The following is a 13,401-nucleotide window of genomic DNA, read 5'->3' as shown; positions in this document are numbered from 1 at the left end:
ACTCTCGGGAGGGTGTGGCTCGATCTGATCTCCATTCCATTGTTCACCGGGGTCATCGGCTATGTCACCAACTGGACCGGCATCCTGATGCTGTTCGAGCCGATCCGCTTCCACGGTTTCCGCTTACCCGGCTTGCGCTGGGTGTTCCCCTATCTGCCGCGTCGTATTCAAGTGCTGCCGCTGCTGTCCGCCGACGGTCAGGTCGGATGGCAGGGCATCGTGCCCTCGCGCGCGGAGAAAATGGCCAGCATCGCCGTCGACAAAGGGCTCTCCAAACTCGGCGGCATGTCCGACTTCTATCGCGAGCTGGATCCGGACAGTATTGCCGAACAACTGGTCACGCTCACCCGGCCGCAGGTTCCGACCATGGTGGCGCGCATTCTGGAGCGGCGGAATCCGCAATTGTGGTTCAACCTGCCCGAATCCGCGCGTGAACTGGTGTTCCGCCGGGTCGCCGAACAATTACCGGCGAGCGCCCGCGCCATTACCGATGGCATCGGCGACCATATCGAGGAATTGATCGACCCCAAGTGGATGACCATCCGGCATCTCACCGCCAATCCGCGCCTGATCAATCGCATATTCCGCGAGATCGCCGCATCGGAACTGCGCTTCATGCAGAATTTCGGCTTCTACTTCGGCTTCCCCATGGGTTTCGTGCTGGTCGCCATCCTGCATTTCTTCCCGTACTGGTGGGTGCTGCCGCTGGGCGGTGTGGTGATCGGCTACATCGTGAACTGGGTCGGCATCACCATGATCTACGAACCGCTGCATCCGAAGTGGTGGGTGCCGTGGCGGCAGGGCCTGATGCTCAAGCGCCGCAATGAGATCGCCGACGGCTACGCGGAGATCATCGCGGGCGAGGTGATGACGCCGCAGAATCTGGCGCGGGAATTGCTGGCCGGTCCGCGCGCGGACCGCACCACCGCCATGCTCGACTCGATTCTGAGCGCGTCCATCGATCAGGCGGTGGGGCAGGCCAAGCCCGCGCTGCGATTCTCCTTGGGCCGCACCGGTTATGACCGACTCAAATCCGATGCCACCCCGGAGATCCTGCAATTGGCGCACACCGCGTTCGACGATCCGTCGTTCCTGTCCTCGCAGACCGCGCGCATTCGCGATTTCGTGGCGACCCAGATGCGGGCCCTGGATCGCCGCGATTTCGTGGACCTGCTGCGTTCGGCGACTCGTCAGGACGAGTGGCTGCTGTTCGTGCACGGCGCCGCGCTGGGTGTGCTCGGCGGTCTGCTGCACCTGGCCATATTCGGGGTCTGAGCGGGAGCGCTAGACGGGGGTGATGGTGGCGACGATGGTGTGGATCGCGCCCTCGGTCATGGCGAAGGTCTCCACGATGTCCACCGTCATGAGCCGGATTCCGGCGACCCCGGAATCGAGCAGATAGCGCGCGGTGACCACATCACCGGCTTCGGAGAACTTGATATCGCGCACCCCCTGGATCACCGAGTACTGCACACCGTGTTCGAGGTCATTGGACAGCTGCGGTCCGGAGGTCCCGGTCTTCAGTCCCGCCTCCACGCGGGTCGCGTCCGGGGTGAAGCGCACCGCGCTCGCGTCATGTGAGACCAGTGCGTCGATGTACGCCTTGGCCATGGCGGCGTTGGGGCTGAGCGCGGGATCCGTTGCCGCCCCGGCGCTTCCCGAGCCGAAGGTGAGCGCCGCTGCCGCCGCTGCCGAGACGACTGCAACCTGTTTCATTTTCATGGTCACATCCTGTCAGCAAACCCGGTCCGCGCGGGCGCGATCCGGAACTCGGACCGGGTAATCATCGCTAAATGGACTTCCCAGTTTTCCGGGCGCTCGGTATTCCATAATCGAATCCATGCCCAAGCCCTGCGTACTGCTGCAGTTGCGTCCGGAAACCGCCGCGGCGGATGACGAATACGCCGCCATCCTGCGCATGGGCGAGCTGTCGCCCGGCGATCTGGTGCGGGTGCAGATGGATCGCGAATTCCCGGATCTGGCGCTGGACGACTACTGCGCGGTCATCGTCGGCGGCGGTCCCAGCAATGTCAGCAATCCCGACGCGCGCAAGTACGACTATCAACGGAAATTCGAGCCCAAGCTGCGCAAACTGCTCTCCGAGATCGTGGCGCGGGACTTTCCCTACCTGGGCGCGTGCTACGGACTGAGTATTCTGGCCGATGTGCTCGGTGGACGGGTAAGCGATGAACGCTACGGCGAAACCGCCGGGGCGACCACCATCGAGCTCACGGCCGAAGCCGAGCGGGACAGCCTGCTCGCGGGCCTGCCGCATTCCTTCCGGGCCTTCGTCGGCCATAAGGAAGCCTGTCAGGAGACTCCGCCGGGTGCGGTGCTGCTGGCCGACTCCGCGGGCTGCCCGGTGCAGATGGTGCGGGTCGGCGAGCACGTGTACGCCACCCAGTTCCATCCCGAACTCGACGGCGACGGACTCGCGCTGCGCATCGAGATCTATCGCAACGCAGGCTATTTCGATCCCGAGGAGGCCGATCTGCTGACCGCCCTCGGCCATCGTGAATCGGTGCCCGTACCCGCGGAGATACTGCGCCGCTTCCTCGACCGCTACTACCGTGATCGATGAGTGCGCCCGTGGCACAAGCACTTCGCCGCATCCTGCCACCCGGTAGGTTCGATGGGGTGAGTGCTTGGTTTGGGCGAAAGTTTCGACAGGTGGGCAATTTCGACCGGGCCGTGAACGGCGCGGTGGGGCGGATTCCGGTGACGGCGGTCGATCGCGGCATGCTGCGCCTGACCCAGACCGCGGATCGCGGTGTGCTCTGGGCGGGTATCGCGGTGCTGCTGGCCGCACGGCAGGGTTCGACCCGGCGGGCGGCGCTGCGCGGGGTCATCTCGGTCGCGGGTGCGAGTTTCACGGTCAATGTGGTGCTCAAATCGCTGTTCGCGCGCCGCCGCCCGGCCGCGGAGGCATTGCCCGCGGCTCGGCGGCTGCTGCGCTTCCCGACCTCCTCGTCCTTCCCGTCCGGGCACAGTGCGTCGGCGGCGGCCTTCGCGACGGCGGTCGCACTGGAAAGTCCGCGTGCCGCGCTGGTGGTCGCCCCGCTGGCGGCCTCGGTCGCGTATTCGCGGGTGCACACCGGTGTGCACTGGCCCTCGGATGTATTCGTCGGCGCGGCAGTGGGTTCCGGTGTCGCGCTGGCGACCCGGCGCTGGTGGCCGGTGCGTGTCTCGGATGAGGCGCAGGCGCGGCTGGTGCGCGAGGCCCCGGCCCTGGTCGACGGCAAAGGTCTTGTACTGCTGGTGAATCCGGTTTCCGGCGCGGCCGGTTACGACCCGTACGACGATGTGGTCGCCGCCCTGCCCGCCGCGACCGTCTACCGCACCGAGCCGGGGCGCGATGTCGTGGAGCATCTGGAGACGCTGCTCGCGGAGTACACCGGTGAGGTCCGCGGGGTCGGGGCGGCCGGTGGTGACGGCACCATCGCCGCGGCCGCCACGGTCGCGCTCCGGCACGATCTGCCGCTGGCGGTCATCCCCGCCGGCACGCTCAATCATTTCGCCCGCGATCTCGGCGTCTACGATCTGCTCGAGGTGGTGGATTCCACCGGTGCGGGCGAGGCCGTCGCGGTCGATATCGCGAGCGTGGAACTCGAGACCGCCACCGGTTCGCGCACCCACCATCTGATCAATACCGCGAGCCTGGGCGCGTATCCGGATCTGGTGCGGCTGCGCGAGAAATGGCAGGGGCGCTGGGGTAAGTGGCCCGCCTTCGCGGTCGCGCTCATCATCATGCTGCGCCGCGCGGAGCCGATCCGGATTCGTTTCGAGGATCGCTGGCACGATGTCTGGTTCGTCTTCATCGGCAATGGCCCCTACCATCCGCACGGTGCGGTCCCGGCCTTCCGCTCGCGGCTGGACGCCGGGCTGCTCGATGTGCGCTGGGTGCGCGCCGATGTCCGGTTCTCCCGTTCGCGGGCGGTGCTGGCGTTGTCGCTGGCCGCGATCGGCCGCAGCAAGGTGTACGGCGAACGCCAGGTGCCGGAGTTGACCGTGCATCTCAATGAGCCGGAGTCGGTCGCGGCCGACGGCGAGGTGCTCGGTGCGGCCGTGCGCGTGCACTTCTCGATCGCCGGGCAGGTGACGGCCTATCGCCGCGACGAATCCAATCCGCGCTGGGCGAATCGTCCGCGTCCGCACCACCGCGGCTGACCCTTCCCCTTGTAGAGTTCGGAACACAGGTTTTTCCGCTGGTTGCCGTGTTCCGATCTCTTCGCGAGGGGAATTCGATGAAGCATTCAGCTCGACCGGGCGCGGGCCTGTGCCTGGCTTTCATCGCCCTTCTCCTGACCGGATCCGCCTGCGCCACTTCCGCCGCCGATGATCCGACCGCGGACCGGGATACCGGGGCCACCCCGGGCACCTACTCGTACTGGGTGCCGCCCGCGGATCCGACCTCGTTCAGCATGCCGATGATCCTGGTATCCGATCCCGGCAACTACAACGCCTACTGGTCGAATCAGTTCAGCCTGAACGACGCCGCGCACACCGGCGGATACCTCGGCTTCCAAACCCATGACACCGGCGGCGGCATGTTCCTGGGTTCGCTGTGGAACGCCAAATCGGCGAAACCCGGTTCGGAAAACACCTACTGCACCGAATTCGGCGGTGAGGGCGTCGGCATGTCCTGCCGCTGGAACGAGCGCCCCCGCCCGGGTGATCAGTATCTGCTCACCGTGAGCAAGGCGGGCAGTCACGGCTGGACCTTCACCGTGGTCAACTCCACCGCCAACACCACCACCGTGCTCGGCACCATCTACACCGAAACCGACGCCAAACTCTCCGGCGCCGACTTCGTCTCCTGGACAGAGTATTTCGACTGGAACAACCCGGCCACCACCTGCGCCCAAGCCAAATACTCCAAACTCCTGTTCGGCATCCCCGCCACGAGCGCGGGCAACGGCCACTACACCGGAACCGACACCCGCAAACGCTGCCCCCAAATGGAGCGCGTAACCCTGAGCCCCGCCGGCGCGACCCAGGAGAACGGTCCGCTGTGAACGGGCGGCTGCGCGGCGCGGTACCGGTGCTGATCGCGGCCGCGCTGCTGGTGGCCGCGCTGGCGGTCAGCCTCGGGCTGTACGCGGTGCAGAAGAATCACGGCAGCGCGGTGCACGTCGTCGGTGCGGAGGAGCACGCGGATCGCATCGATCTGGATGTGGCGATCATTCGAATCGACGCCGCCGCACAGGAACTCGTGATGCAGATGACGCCGATGGCGCGCGGTGCGCTCGGCGATTCGGACGGCCGCTTCCGCGCCGACACCGTACTGCACACCTCGGGGCTGACCTCCGAACCGATCACCTATCGGGCGGGTGATATCAACTCCGGTTCGGAACTGCGGGTCGCTATCGGTGGCGGCGGCATGATCACCGACTATCCGTTCGACAAGTACGACGCGCGCATGGCGTTCGCGGGAACCAGTGCCGGACAGGATGTTCCGGTGGTGCTGGATCTGTACAGCCTGGACGCGGCCTTCAGCGTGACCGCGAAGCCGGATACCGCGTACGGGGCAGACACCGTCGGCGCGGTGCTGACGGTGCGCCGGTCCACGCCCTCGATCGTGTTCGCGGTGTTCGTCATGGTGCTCATGCTGGGGCTGGCGTGGGCCGCGGCCACCGCGGCGTTCTATGTGCTGTCCGGGCGGCACGGATTGATCTGGCCCGCCAATACGCTGATGGCCGCCATGCTGTTCGCCATGGTGCCGCTGCGCAACGCGGTGCCCGGATCACCGCCGATCGGTTCCATCATCGACTTCGGCTCGTTCTTCATCGCCGAGACGGTGGTGGCGCTGGCGCTGATCTGCACGGTGCTGGTCGGGTACCGGCAGGAAATGCGGAAGGCGCGCGCAACGGACCGCTGAGCATGTTCCGATTCTCGTGAAAGTTGGCGGCGCTGGTCGTACCGTTGTTGGGGGCGTTTTAGTCGATGACTAGGGGGTTGCTGTGCAGCCGTTCGAACTTCCCGATTTCTATATGCCCTATCCCGCGCGGCTGAACCCGCATCTGGAGCAGGCCCGGGCCCATACCCGGGAGTGGGCCGCTGACATGGGGTTCTTCGAACCGCAAGCGGGGCATCATATTTGGGACGAGTCGGATCTGGAGCGCCACGACTACGGGTTGCTGTGCGCATACACGCACCCGGATTGTGATGGCGCGGAACTGGATCTGATTACCGACTGGTACGTCTGGGTGTTCTACTTCGACGACCACTTCCTGGAGCTCTACAAGCGCACCCGGGATATCACCGGTGCGCGCGACTACCTGGAGCGGCTGCGGGAATTCATGCCGCTCACCGGAATCGATATGCCCGAGCCGACCAATCCGGTGGAGCGCGGCCTGGCGGATCTGTGGCCGCGCACGGTGCCCGCCATGTCCCTGGACTGGCGCAAACGCTTCGCCACCACCACCCAGGCGCTGCTCGAGGAATCGCGCTGGGAGCTGAACAATATCGCCGAGGGCCGCGTCGCCAATCCCATCGAATACATCGAGATGCGGCGCAAGGTCGGCGGTGCGCCGTGGTCGGCGAATCTGGTGGAACACGCGGTGGGCGCGGAAGTACCCGCCCAGCTCGCGCCCACCCGGCCGCTGCGGGTGCTGTGCGATACCTTCGCCGATGCCGTGCACCTGCGCAATGACATCTTCTCCTATGAGCGCGAGGTGCGGCAGGAGGGCGAAAACGCCAACTGCATCCTGGTCATGGAGCGTTTCCTGGGGGAGGAGACGCAATGCGCCGCCGAGATCGTGAACGATCTGCTCACCTCGCGGGTGCAGCAGTTCGAGTACACCGCGCTCACCGAATTACCGCTGCTGTTCGCCGAATACGGCGTCACCCCGGCCGAGCAGGCCGATGTGGCGTTGTATGCCAAGGGATTACAGGACTGGCAGTCCGGCGGCCACGAATGGCATATGCGGTCCAGCCGGTATATGAACAAGGGCAGCCGCAAGAGCGCCACCCATGCGCTGCCCGCCGCTCTAGCTCCGGCGGGCCTGGGTATGTCGGCGCTGCGAATCACCCCGAGTAGCCTGGGGCTCAAGCGATTCGCGCGATTCGCGCATCAGCCGTTCGAACCGGTCGGCCCCACGCCGCTGCCCGAGATCTACATGCCGTTCGAACTGCGGCTCAATCCGCTGCTGGACAGCGCCCGCGAGAACGTCGTGGAGTGGGCGCGCGGAATGGGCATGCTCGAACCCGTGCCCGGCCTGGAGATCAATATCTGGAGCGAGGCTGATCTGCGCGATTTCGACTTCGCGCTCTGCTCTTCGGGATTGGACCCGGACGCCACCGCCGACGAACTCGATCTGGCCACCGCCTGGCTCACCTGGGGCACCTATGTGGACGATTTCTATCCGGCCGCGTTCTTCCCGACCCGGAACGTGATCGGCGCGAAGGCGCAGGGACACCGGTTACAGCAGTTCATGCCGATCGACCAGCCGGTCACCGCCGTGCCCGCGAATCCGCTGGAAAGCGGTCTGCTCGAGCTGTGGGCGCGCACCACCGCGGCCATGGACACCGAGCAGCGGACCGAATTCCGCAGGGCCGTACAGAGTTTCCTCACCGCCTGCGAATGGGAGGTGCTCAACCAGACGCTGCACCGCATCCCCGACCCCATCGATTACGTGGAGATGCGCCGGGACACCTTCGGCTCCGATCTGACCAAGGCGCTGTCCCGGCTCTCGCACGGCAATCTCGTTCCGCCGCACGTGTATCGGACCCAGACGCTGTCGAATCTGGAGAACACCGCCGCCGATTACGCCATCCTGCTCAACGATCTGTTCTCCTATCAGAAGGAGACCGAGTTCGAGGGCGACTTCCACAATGGCGTCAGCGTGATCCGCAATTTCCTGGACTGCGACCGCGATCGGGCCGTCACCCTGATCAATGATCTGATGACGGCCCGGCTGGAACAGTTCGAGCGGGTGGTGAGCCGGGAACTGCCGACGCTGTACGAGGAATACGACCTCGACGAATCGGTGCGCCGGGTGCTGAATCAACGCGCCGCCGAACTGCAGGACTGGATGGCGGGCATCCTGAACTGGCATCTGCACTGCCGTCGCTACACCGAATCCCAACTGGTGCAACGATTCCGGCCGGAGCCGGTCGCCGCGGCGGCCCGGCCCGAACTGCCGTTCCTGCGGCCGACCGGGCTGGGCACGCTCGGACTGCGCATCGGCGCGGCCCGAGCGCAGGTCACCTCCGGGTGACGCACACCGTCGCACCGAGGCTGATGCCCGGATCGATGGTGATGTAGGGCGAACCCGGCGGGCAATTCCCGTCATTGGGCTGATGTACGTCGGTCACCTGGAAACGGGCCGCCGGATCGCCGCAGTCGAGCCGCCGGGTGCGGGCCGAGGTGCCGGTGCCGTCGACGGCGATGCAGTCGCCGAATTTGGCGTAACCGCTATCGCTCTGATCGGCCGGGCCGAGGCAGATCGACAGCACCAGATCGGTCTTGTCATTGCTCGTCATCGAGAATGCCGAGGCGGCAACGATATCCGGGCATTGCGGGCGCACCGGCTGCTGGTAGCCGGTGCTCACCTTCAGCACCTTCTTGGACGCCTCGGGCGCGGTGCAGGCCACGATCTTCTGCACATTCCTGTCGAGGCAGTCGCCGACCACGGCGCTGCCCAGATAGGTGGGATCCGTTGCGGTCACGCACAATACGATCGCGCGGCCGCCCAGTGACGCCTGCGCGTACGCCTGCCGCGCGGTGGTCTCGTTCTTGCACGCCTGATCGGTGACCGGCACCGCCAGATGCATTTCGACGGCCAGCACCTTCGCACCGAAAACGCCTGTGCCACAGGGCACCCGCAGAATCGTATCGCCGGCGCCCTTCACATCGACGCAGTCACCGGCCTGCACCGCGCCCGGATCGTTCATATTGATTCGGGTCGGCGCGAGACACAGCACGGTCTCCACCTTCGCGCCCGCATCCACCGGTTCGGCGACCGCCCTGGTGACATCGGGATATTTGGTGCACACCGATTCGATCGGATACTTCACATCCTCCCGGGCGGCGATCCGATAGAGCGCGTTCGGGTCCGCGCAATCGAATTCGGCCAGTGGATTCGACGTGATCGATACGCACGCGTTGAAAGCGAAGCGCTGCACCGGATCCGGCCGGGTCACCAGATACCCGGCCACCGATCCCGCCACCGCCACCACGAACGCCACCGCTACCGCGACCCATACCAACGGCTTTCGCGTCCAGGACCTTTGCGGCGGCTCTACCGGATGATCGGTCGGCCACGGCCCGGGCGGAACGGAGCCGGGCGGAACGGGGCCGGGCGGTATCGTTCCGGCACCCCACCCGGCGGGGGCGGTTGGTGGCGCGCCCGCCCACGGTCCTGGTTCGGCGGGCGCGGGCCACATCGCGGGGGCCTGCACCGCGGGCGACTCCCCGGTCGGCGGCGGTGCCCAGCGCGAGTGGGCAACCGGGTCCGGTCCGGCGGCCGCCCATTGGACCTCGGCCGGGTGATTCGGTTCCGGCGTCGGGGCCGGGCCGGTATGGACGGGTTCGTCGACAGAATTGTCCGACTGGTCGTGCACTTTTCTTCCCCCACCAGCTGTTACGCGGTATTCGAGTCCCCGCGGGCGCGGGGGAAGATGATCTTAACCGGGCCGGGCGACAGCGCCGCCCGATCTGTCATTGCGGTGCGGCCCAATCCCTCTCGGCTGTCAGTCCTGCGGCAGATGGCGGGTGGCCTCGGTGTAGCCGCCGGTGCGGGACTCATGGTCCGAGGTGTAGATCAGGTGCAGCACGCCGGTGCTGAACGGGGTGGCGGACAGCAGCCGCAGCGGGATGGGGTCGCCCTCGTCGAACAGGCGCAGACCGCTCCGCAGCGCGATCGGATGGACCAGCAGGTGCAGTTCGTCGAGCACGCCCGCGGCCAGCAGTTGGCGCACGATGGACGGGGAACCGCTCATGGCGATATCGGTCTCGCCCGGCTCCTGCTTGAGCGCGGTGACCGCCTCGATCAGATCGCCCTTCAGCAGTTCGGAATTGCGCCACGGCAGGTCCAGATCCTGATGTGAGACGACGATCTTGCGCGCGTCGCCGAGCGCTTTCGCCATACCGGCGTCCTCACCGTCACTGTTCTCGCGGTCCGGCCACGCGGCGGCGAAACCCTCGTAGGTGGCGCGGCCGAGCAGCAGGGTGTCGGCGGTGGCGAGCTGGGAGCCGACGGCCGCACCCATCTCGTCGTTGAAGTAGGGGAAGTGCCAGTCCTGGGGGTCGCCGATCACGCCGTCGAGCGAAATGAACAGTCCCGCAGTGATTTTCCGCATTGTGAGCTCCTTGCCGAAGTTGGTGTCAGCAGTACAGACGGGGCCCGCTCCGGAAAGTAATCGGTCACCAGCCGGGTCGAGCGCGATCGCCGTGTTTGAGCCGGTTGGTGTTCTCCACGATCGCCCGGGTCAATGCCTGTTCGGGTGCGGACTGCGCGCGGCGGGAGGCGGAGATCAGCACGAATTCGATGCGCTCGGGACGGGGCACCGGCAGGCCCGCGACCGGGTACAGATCCGGCGGCAGCAGTGCCTCGCTGTGCACCACGAAGCCGAGTCCGGCGAGCACCGCGGCGCGAAGTCCCAACTGCCCCTTGGTGGTACAGGTGATCCGGTATTCCAGACCGGCGTGTTTCAGCGCCGCCAGCGCGGATTCGCCGGACAGTCCGGGCGGCGGGTAGGCCACCACCGGGATGGGCCGGGTGAGATCGGGGACGGCCCCGTCCGGCCCGGCCCAGATGAACCGGTCCTCGAAGATCAGCTGTCCGTGGCGCTGGCCCGGTCGGCGCTTCACGAAGGCCAGATCGATGCGATCGGCGCGCAGATCGGCGTGTATCTCATCGCTGAGTCCGATGAACAGCTCCAGATCCACCTGTGGATAGGCCCGCCGGAATTCCAATAGGATCGCGGGAAGGGCCTGGGAGACAAGGTCTTCCGAGACACCGAAGCGAATCCGGCCGGTGATCGGCTCACCGCCGAACAGCCGCATGGCCTCGTCCTGGGCGTCGACGATGGTGCGCGCCAGGCGAATCAGGGCCGCACCCTCGGTGGTGAGCGTGACCGCATGCGTATCGCGGGTGAAGAGCTCCCGGCCCAGCGCGGATTCGAGCTTCTTGACGTGCCCGGAGACCGTCGGCTGGCGCAGCCCGAGCTGCCGGGCGGCCTGACTGAAACTGCGGTACTGCTCCACCGCCAGGAAACTGCGCAGCATGACCGGATCGAGCATGGGCGCTCCTATCGCGATTCGTGATAACGAATATAGCGGATATCGCATTCTGCTATGTACTGCCGAACCGTAGCGTCGCCAAGTGTGAAGGTGCTGAGCAAGTTCCATCTCGACGGTTTCATCCTCGGCCTGCTGACCATGGTCTTGCTGGGGGCGGTGGTACCCGTCTCGGGGTCGGCCGCCGATATCTTCGGCTGGATCACCAAGGCGGCCATCGCCCTGCTGTTCCTGCTGTACGGCACCCGGCTCTCACCCGGCGAGGCGTGGGCGGGCCTGAAGCATTGGCGGCTGCACCTGACCGTGCTGTCGGTGACCTTCCTGATCTTCCCGCTGCTCGGGCTCGGGATCTGGTTCCTCGGACGCGATCTGCTACCCGCCGATCTGCGCACCGGCGTGCTGTTCCTGTGCCTGGTGCCGTCCACGGTGCAGAGTTCCATCGCCTTCACCTCCATCGCGCGCGGCAATGTGGCCGCGGCCATGGTCAGCGCCTCGGCCTCGAATGTGCTCGGTGTGCTGCTGACCCCGCTGCTGGTGGTGCTGCTCATGACCACCGGCGGCGGGGTGCGCATCGGTGCGGGCGCGATTCTGGCGATCATGACGCAATTGCTGCTGCCGTTCCTGATCGGCCAGCTACTGCGCCCGGTGATCGGCGGCTGGCTGACCCGGCATCAGCCGCTGGTCAGATACGTCGATCGCGGTTCGGTGCTGCTGGTGGTGTACACCGCGTTCAGTGCGGGCACGGTGCAGGGCATCTGGCGGGCGGTGCCGCCGATTCGGATTGCCGAGGTCGCGGTGATCTGTGCGGTGCTGCTGGCGGCGGTGCTGGCCATTTCCGGCGGGGTGGGCAGGCTGTTGCACTTCGCGCTCGCCGATCGCATCGTGATCACCTTCGCGGGCTCGAAGAAGAGCCTGGCCTCCGGCCTGCCGATGGCCGCGGTGCTGTTCGCCGGTCAGCAGACCGCGCTGATCGTGCTGCCGCTCATGATCTTTCACCAGATTCAGCTGATCGTCTGCGCCTTCCTGGCCCCGCGGTTCGCGCGCAAGCACGCGGAAGGTGAGCCCGTGCCACCGGTCAGTACGGTGCCGATTGCGGCGACCAGCGCGCGGTGAGCTCTCCGGAGAGGTTGCGGGGGAACGAGATTCGACCCGGATTGCCATCGCAGGTGTAGCGCTGCTCCGGATGCTCGGTGAGGTGATCGAGCCAATAGCTGGAGTCGAACGGTACGGGCGCGCGGCCCGAACGAATGCGCGGAATGGCGGTGGCGTCGAGCGTGCCGAACGGGGAGGGCGCGGGTTCCGCGCCGACCAGCATGACGGCGTCGAAGGAATACGGTGTGCCGTCCCAATTGCCCGCGCTCGCCAGCCCGCGATCCGCTGGTGAAATGCCAAGGGGCAGTGCCATTGTCCGGATCGGCGAGTTCGGAACCGCGGCGGTGATGGCGCGCAGGTTCTCCACCAGTTCGCGCTGCACGCCGGTGCTGTCCAACCGGCCCAGGTTGGCATGCGTGGCGGTGTGCGCGCCGATCTCATAGCCGTGCGTGGCCAGCCAGGGCAGGGCGCGCGGATCGTTCGCGAACGGTTCGTTATTGACGAAGAATGTTGCGGTGGAGCCGAATTCGGGGTGTTTGGCGTGGAAATCCTCGAGTATGCCGATGGCGCTGTCCGGCGTCGGAGTGCCCTCGGCGGTGAAGGCGAGCTGGCTGATGGTGGAATCGTCGAAGGTGAGCACCACCGGATGGGTGCCGGCGGGCAGATCGATCGCGCCGGAGACATAGCGGGACACCGTGATCGGCCGGTAATTCTCGCGCAGCAGCCGATCCAGTTCGGCGCGGAACTTCTCCGGCGTCTGGTCGTAGTCCCCGGCGGGGGCGGGGGAGAGCTGGTGATACATGAGAATCGGGATCAGCCCGAGTTCGTTCGCGCCGACGGCGGCCGGATCGGGTGGCGGCTCGGTGGTGGCCGAGGGCGGGGTGGTGGCCGGGGCCGGGGGGCTTTCGGTACCACCGCAGGCGGCGGCGAACAGCAGCAGTGCGGCGGCGGCGACCCGCAGGGCCGTGATCTTGGCCATTGTCGAACTCTACTGTCCGACAATCCGTCTCGGGCGAGAGTCGGAAATCCCAACCGCCCGGCTCGCCGACAGCGGATAGTTGAGGGAC

The 13,401-nt window shown here is 66.5% G+C and carries 12 protein-coding genes; 7 read left to right on the top strand and 5 right to left on the bottom strand.

Features of this window, described 5'->3' with window-relative positions; translation table 11 throughout:
* Nucleotides 1-12: 12 nt before the first annotated feature.
* The gene (locus ACFC0O_RS10705) at nucleotides 13-1,275 is read left to right on the top strand and encodes a hypothetical protein (RefSeq protein WP_375955581.1); all 1,263 of its coding nucleotides are present in this window, start codon (nucleotides 13-15) and stop codon (nucleotides 1,273-1,275) included.
* 9 nt (nucleotides 1,276-1,284) lie between these two features.
* Here ACFC0O_RS10705 and ACFC0O_RS10700 read toward each other — a convergent pair whose 3' ends face one another.
* Nucleotides 1,285-1,716 (bottom strand): hypothetical protein, encoded by a 432-nt coding sequence (locus ACFC0O_RS10700; protein WP_375955579.1) that lies wholly within the window; start codon nucleotides 1,714-1,716, stop codon nucleotides 1,285-1,287.
* 124 nt (nucleotides 1,717-1,840) lie between these two features.
* On the opposite strand from ACFC0O_RS10700, the gene ACFC0O_RS10695 reads away from it, so the two are divergent.
* The 5 genes from ACFC0O_RS10695 (at nucleotide 1,841) to ACFC0O_RS10675 (ending at nucleotide 8,219) form a co-directional block, all read left to right on the top strand.
* Nucleotides 1,841-2,581, top strand: a complete 741-nt coding sequence (locus ACFC0O_RS10695) for a glutamine amidotransferase (RefSeq protein ID WP_375955578.1) — start codon at nucleotides 1,841-1,843, stop codon at nucleotides 2,579-2,581.
* Nucleotides 2,582-2,670: 89 nt separating this feature from the next.
* Nucleotides 2,671-4,167, top strand: a complete 1,497-nt coding sequence (locus tag ACFC0O_RS10690) for a bifunctional phosphatase PAP2/diacylglycerol kinase family protein (protein WP_375955576.1) — start codon at nucleotides 2,671-2,673, stop codon at nucleotides 4,165-4,167.
* 77 nt (nucleotides 4,168-4,244) lie between these two features.
* A complete protein-coding gene (locus tag ACFC0O_RS10685) occupies nucleotides 4,245-5,015 on the top strand; it encodes a DUF3472 domain-containing protein (protein ID WP_375955575.1) in 771 nt (256 codons plus the stop codon).
* Nucleotides 5,012-5,878: a DUF4436 family protein gene (locus tag ACFC0O_RS10680; RefSeq protein WP_375955573.1), complete on the top strand. Its 867-nt coding sequence runs from the start codon at nucleotides 5,012-5,014 to the stop codon at nucleotides 5,876-5,878. The genes ACFC0O_RS10685 and ACFC0O_RS10680 overlap by 4 nt, the downstream gene beginning before the upstream one ends.
* A gap of 82 nt (nucleotides 5,879-5,960) precedes the next feature.
* Entirely contained in the window at nucleotides 5,961-8,219 is a 2,259-nt protein-coding gene (locus ACFC0O_RS10675; protein ID WP_375955572.1) for a germacradienol/geosmin synthase, read from the top strand.
* Here the strand turns inward: ACFC0O_RS10675 and ACFC0O_RS10670 are convergent.
* The 3 genes from ACFC0O_RS10670 to ACFC0O_RS10660 form a co-directional block, all read right to left on the bottom strand.
* Nucleotides 8,206-9,564 carry a hypothetical protein gene (locus tag ACFC0O_RS10670; protein ID WP_375955571.1) on the bottom strand — a complete coding sequence of 453 codons (1,359 nt, stop codon included), beginning with the start codon at nucleotides 9,562-9,564 and terminating at the stop codon, nucleotides 8,206-8,208. The genes ACFC0O_RS10675 and ACFC0O_RS10670 overlap by 14 nt on opposite strands.
* 129 nt (nucleotides 9,565-9,693) lie before the next feature.
* Nucleotides 9,694-10,302 carry a dihydrofolate reductase family protein gene (locus ACFC0O_RS10665; protein ID WP_375955569.1) on the bottom strand — a complete coding sequence of 203 codons (609 nt, stop codon included), beginning with the start codon at nucleotides 10,300-10,302 and terminating at the stop codon, nucleotides 9,694-9,696.
* A gap of 64 nt (nucleotides 10,303-10,366) precedes the next feature.
* Nucleotides 10,367-11,245 (bottom strand): LysR family transcriptional regulator, encoded by an 879-nt coding sequence (locus ACFC0O_RS10660; protein ID WP_364629007.1) that lies wholly within the window; start codon nucleotides 11,243-11,245, stop codon nucleotides 10,367-10,369.
* An 84-nt stretch (nucleotides 11,246-11,329) separates the two neighbouring features.
* Here ACFC0O_RS10660 and ACFC0O_RS10655 point away from each other — a divergent pair, with 84 nt between their 5' ends.
* Nucleotides 11,330-12,355, top strand: coding sequence for a bile acid:sodium symporter family protein (locus tag ACFC0O_RS10655; protein WP_375955566.1), 1,026 nt, complete (start codon nucleotides 11,330-11,332; stop codon nucleotides 12,353-12,355).
* On the opposite strand, the gene ACFC0O_RS10650 is transcribed toward ACFC0O_RS10655, so the two are convergent.
* Entirely contained in the window at nucleotides 12,318-13,313 is a 996-nt protein-coding gene (locus ACFC0O_RS10650) for a polysaccharide deacetylase family protein (protein WP_375955564.1), read from the bottom strand. The genes ACFC0O_RS10655 and ACFC0O_RS10650 overlap by 38 nt on opposite strands.
* Nucleotides 13,314-13,401 lie beyond the last annotated feature (88 nt).

Source organism: Nocardia sp. NPDC056100, assembly GCF_042266325.1.
Taxonomy (GTDB): domain Bacteria; phylum Actinomycetota; class Actinomycetes; order Mycobacteriales; family Mycobacteriaceae; genus Nocardia.
The sequence above is the reverse complement of the archived record's forward strand: the minus strand, read 5'-3'. Positions and strand labels throughout refer to the sequence as shown.

Coding starts and splice junctions, on each gene's coding strand:
- ACFC0O_RS10700 (WP_375955579.1), bottom strand. CDS start 1,716: ATGAAACAGGTTGCAGTCGTCTCGGCAGCGGCGGCAGCGGCGCTCACC.
- ACFC0O_RS10695 (WP_375955578.1), top strand. CDS start 1,841: ATGCCCAAGCCCTGCGTACTGCTGCAGTTGCGTCCGGAAACCGCCGCG.
- ACFC0O_RS10685 (WP_375955575.1), top strand. CDS start 4,245: ATGAAGCATTCAGCTCGACCGGGCGCGGGCCTGTGCCTGGCTTTCATC.
- ACFC0O_RS10665 (WP_375955569.1), bottom strand. CDS start 10,302: ATGCGGAAAATCACTGCGGGACTGTTCATTTCGCTCGACGGCGTGATC.
- ACFC0O_RS10660 (WP_364629007.1), bottom strand. CDS start 11,245: ATGCTCGATCCGGTCATGCTGCGCAGTTTCCTGGCGGTGGAGCAGTAC.
- ACFC0O_RS10650 (WP_375955564.1), bottom strand. CDS start 13,313: ATGGCCAAGATCACGGCCCTGCGGGTCGCCGCCGCCGCACTGCTGCTG.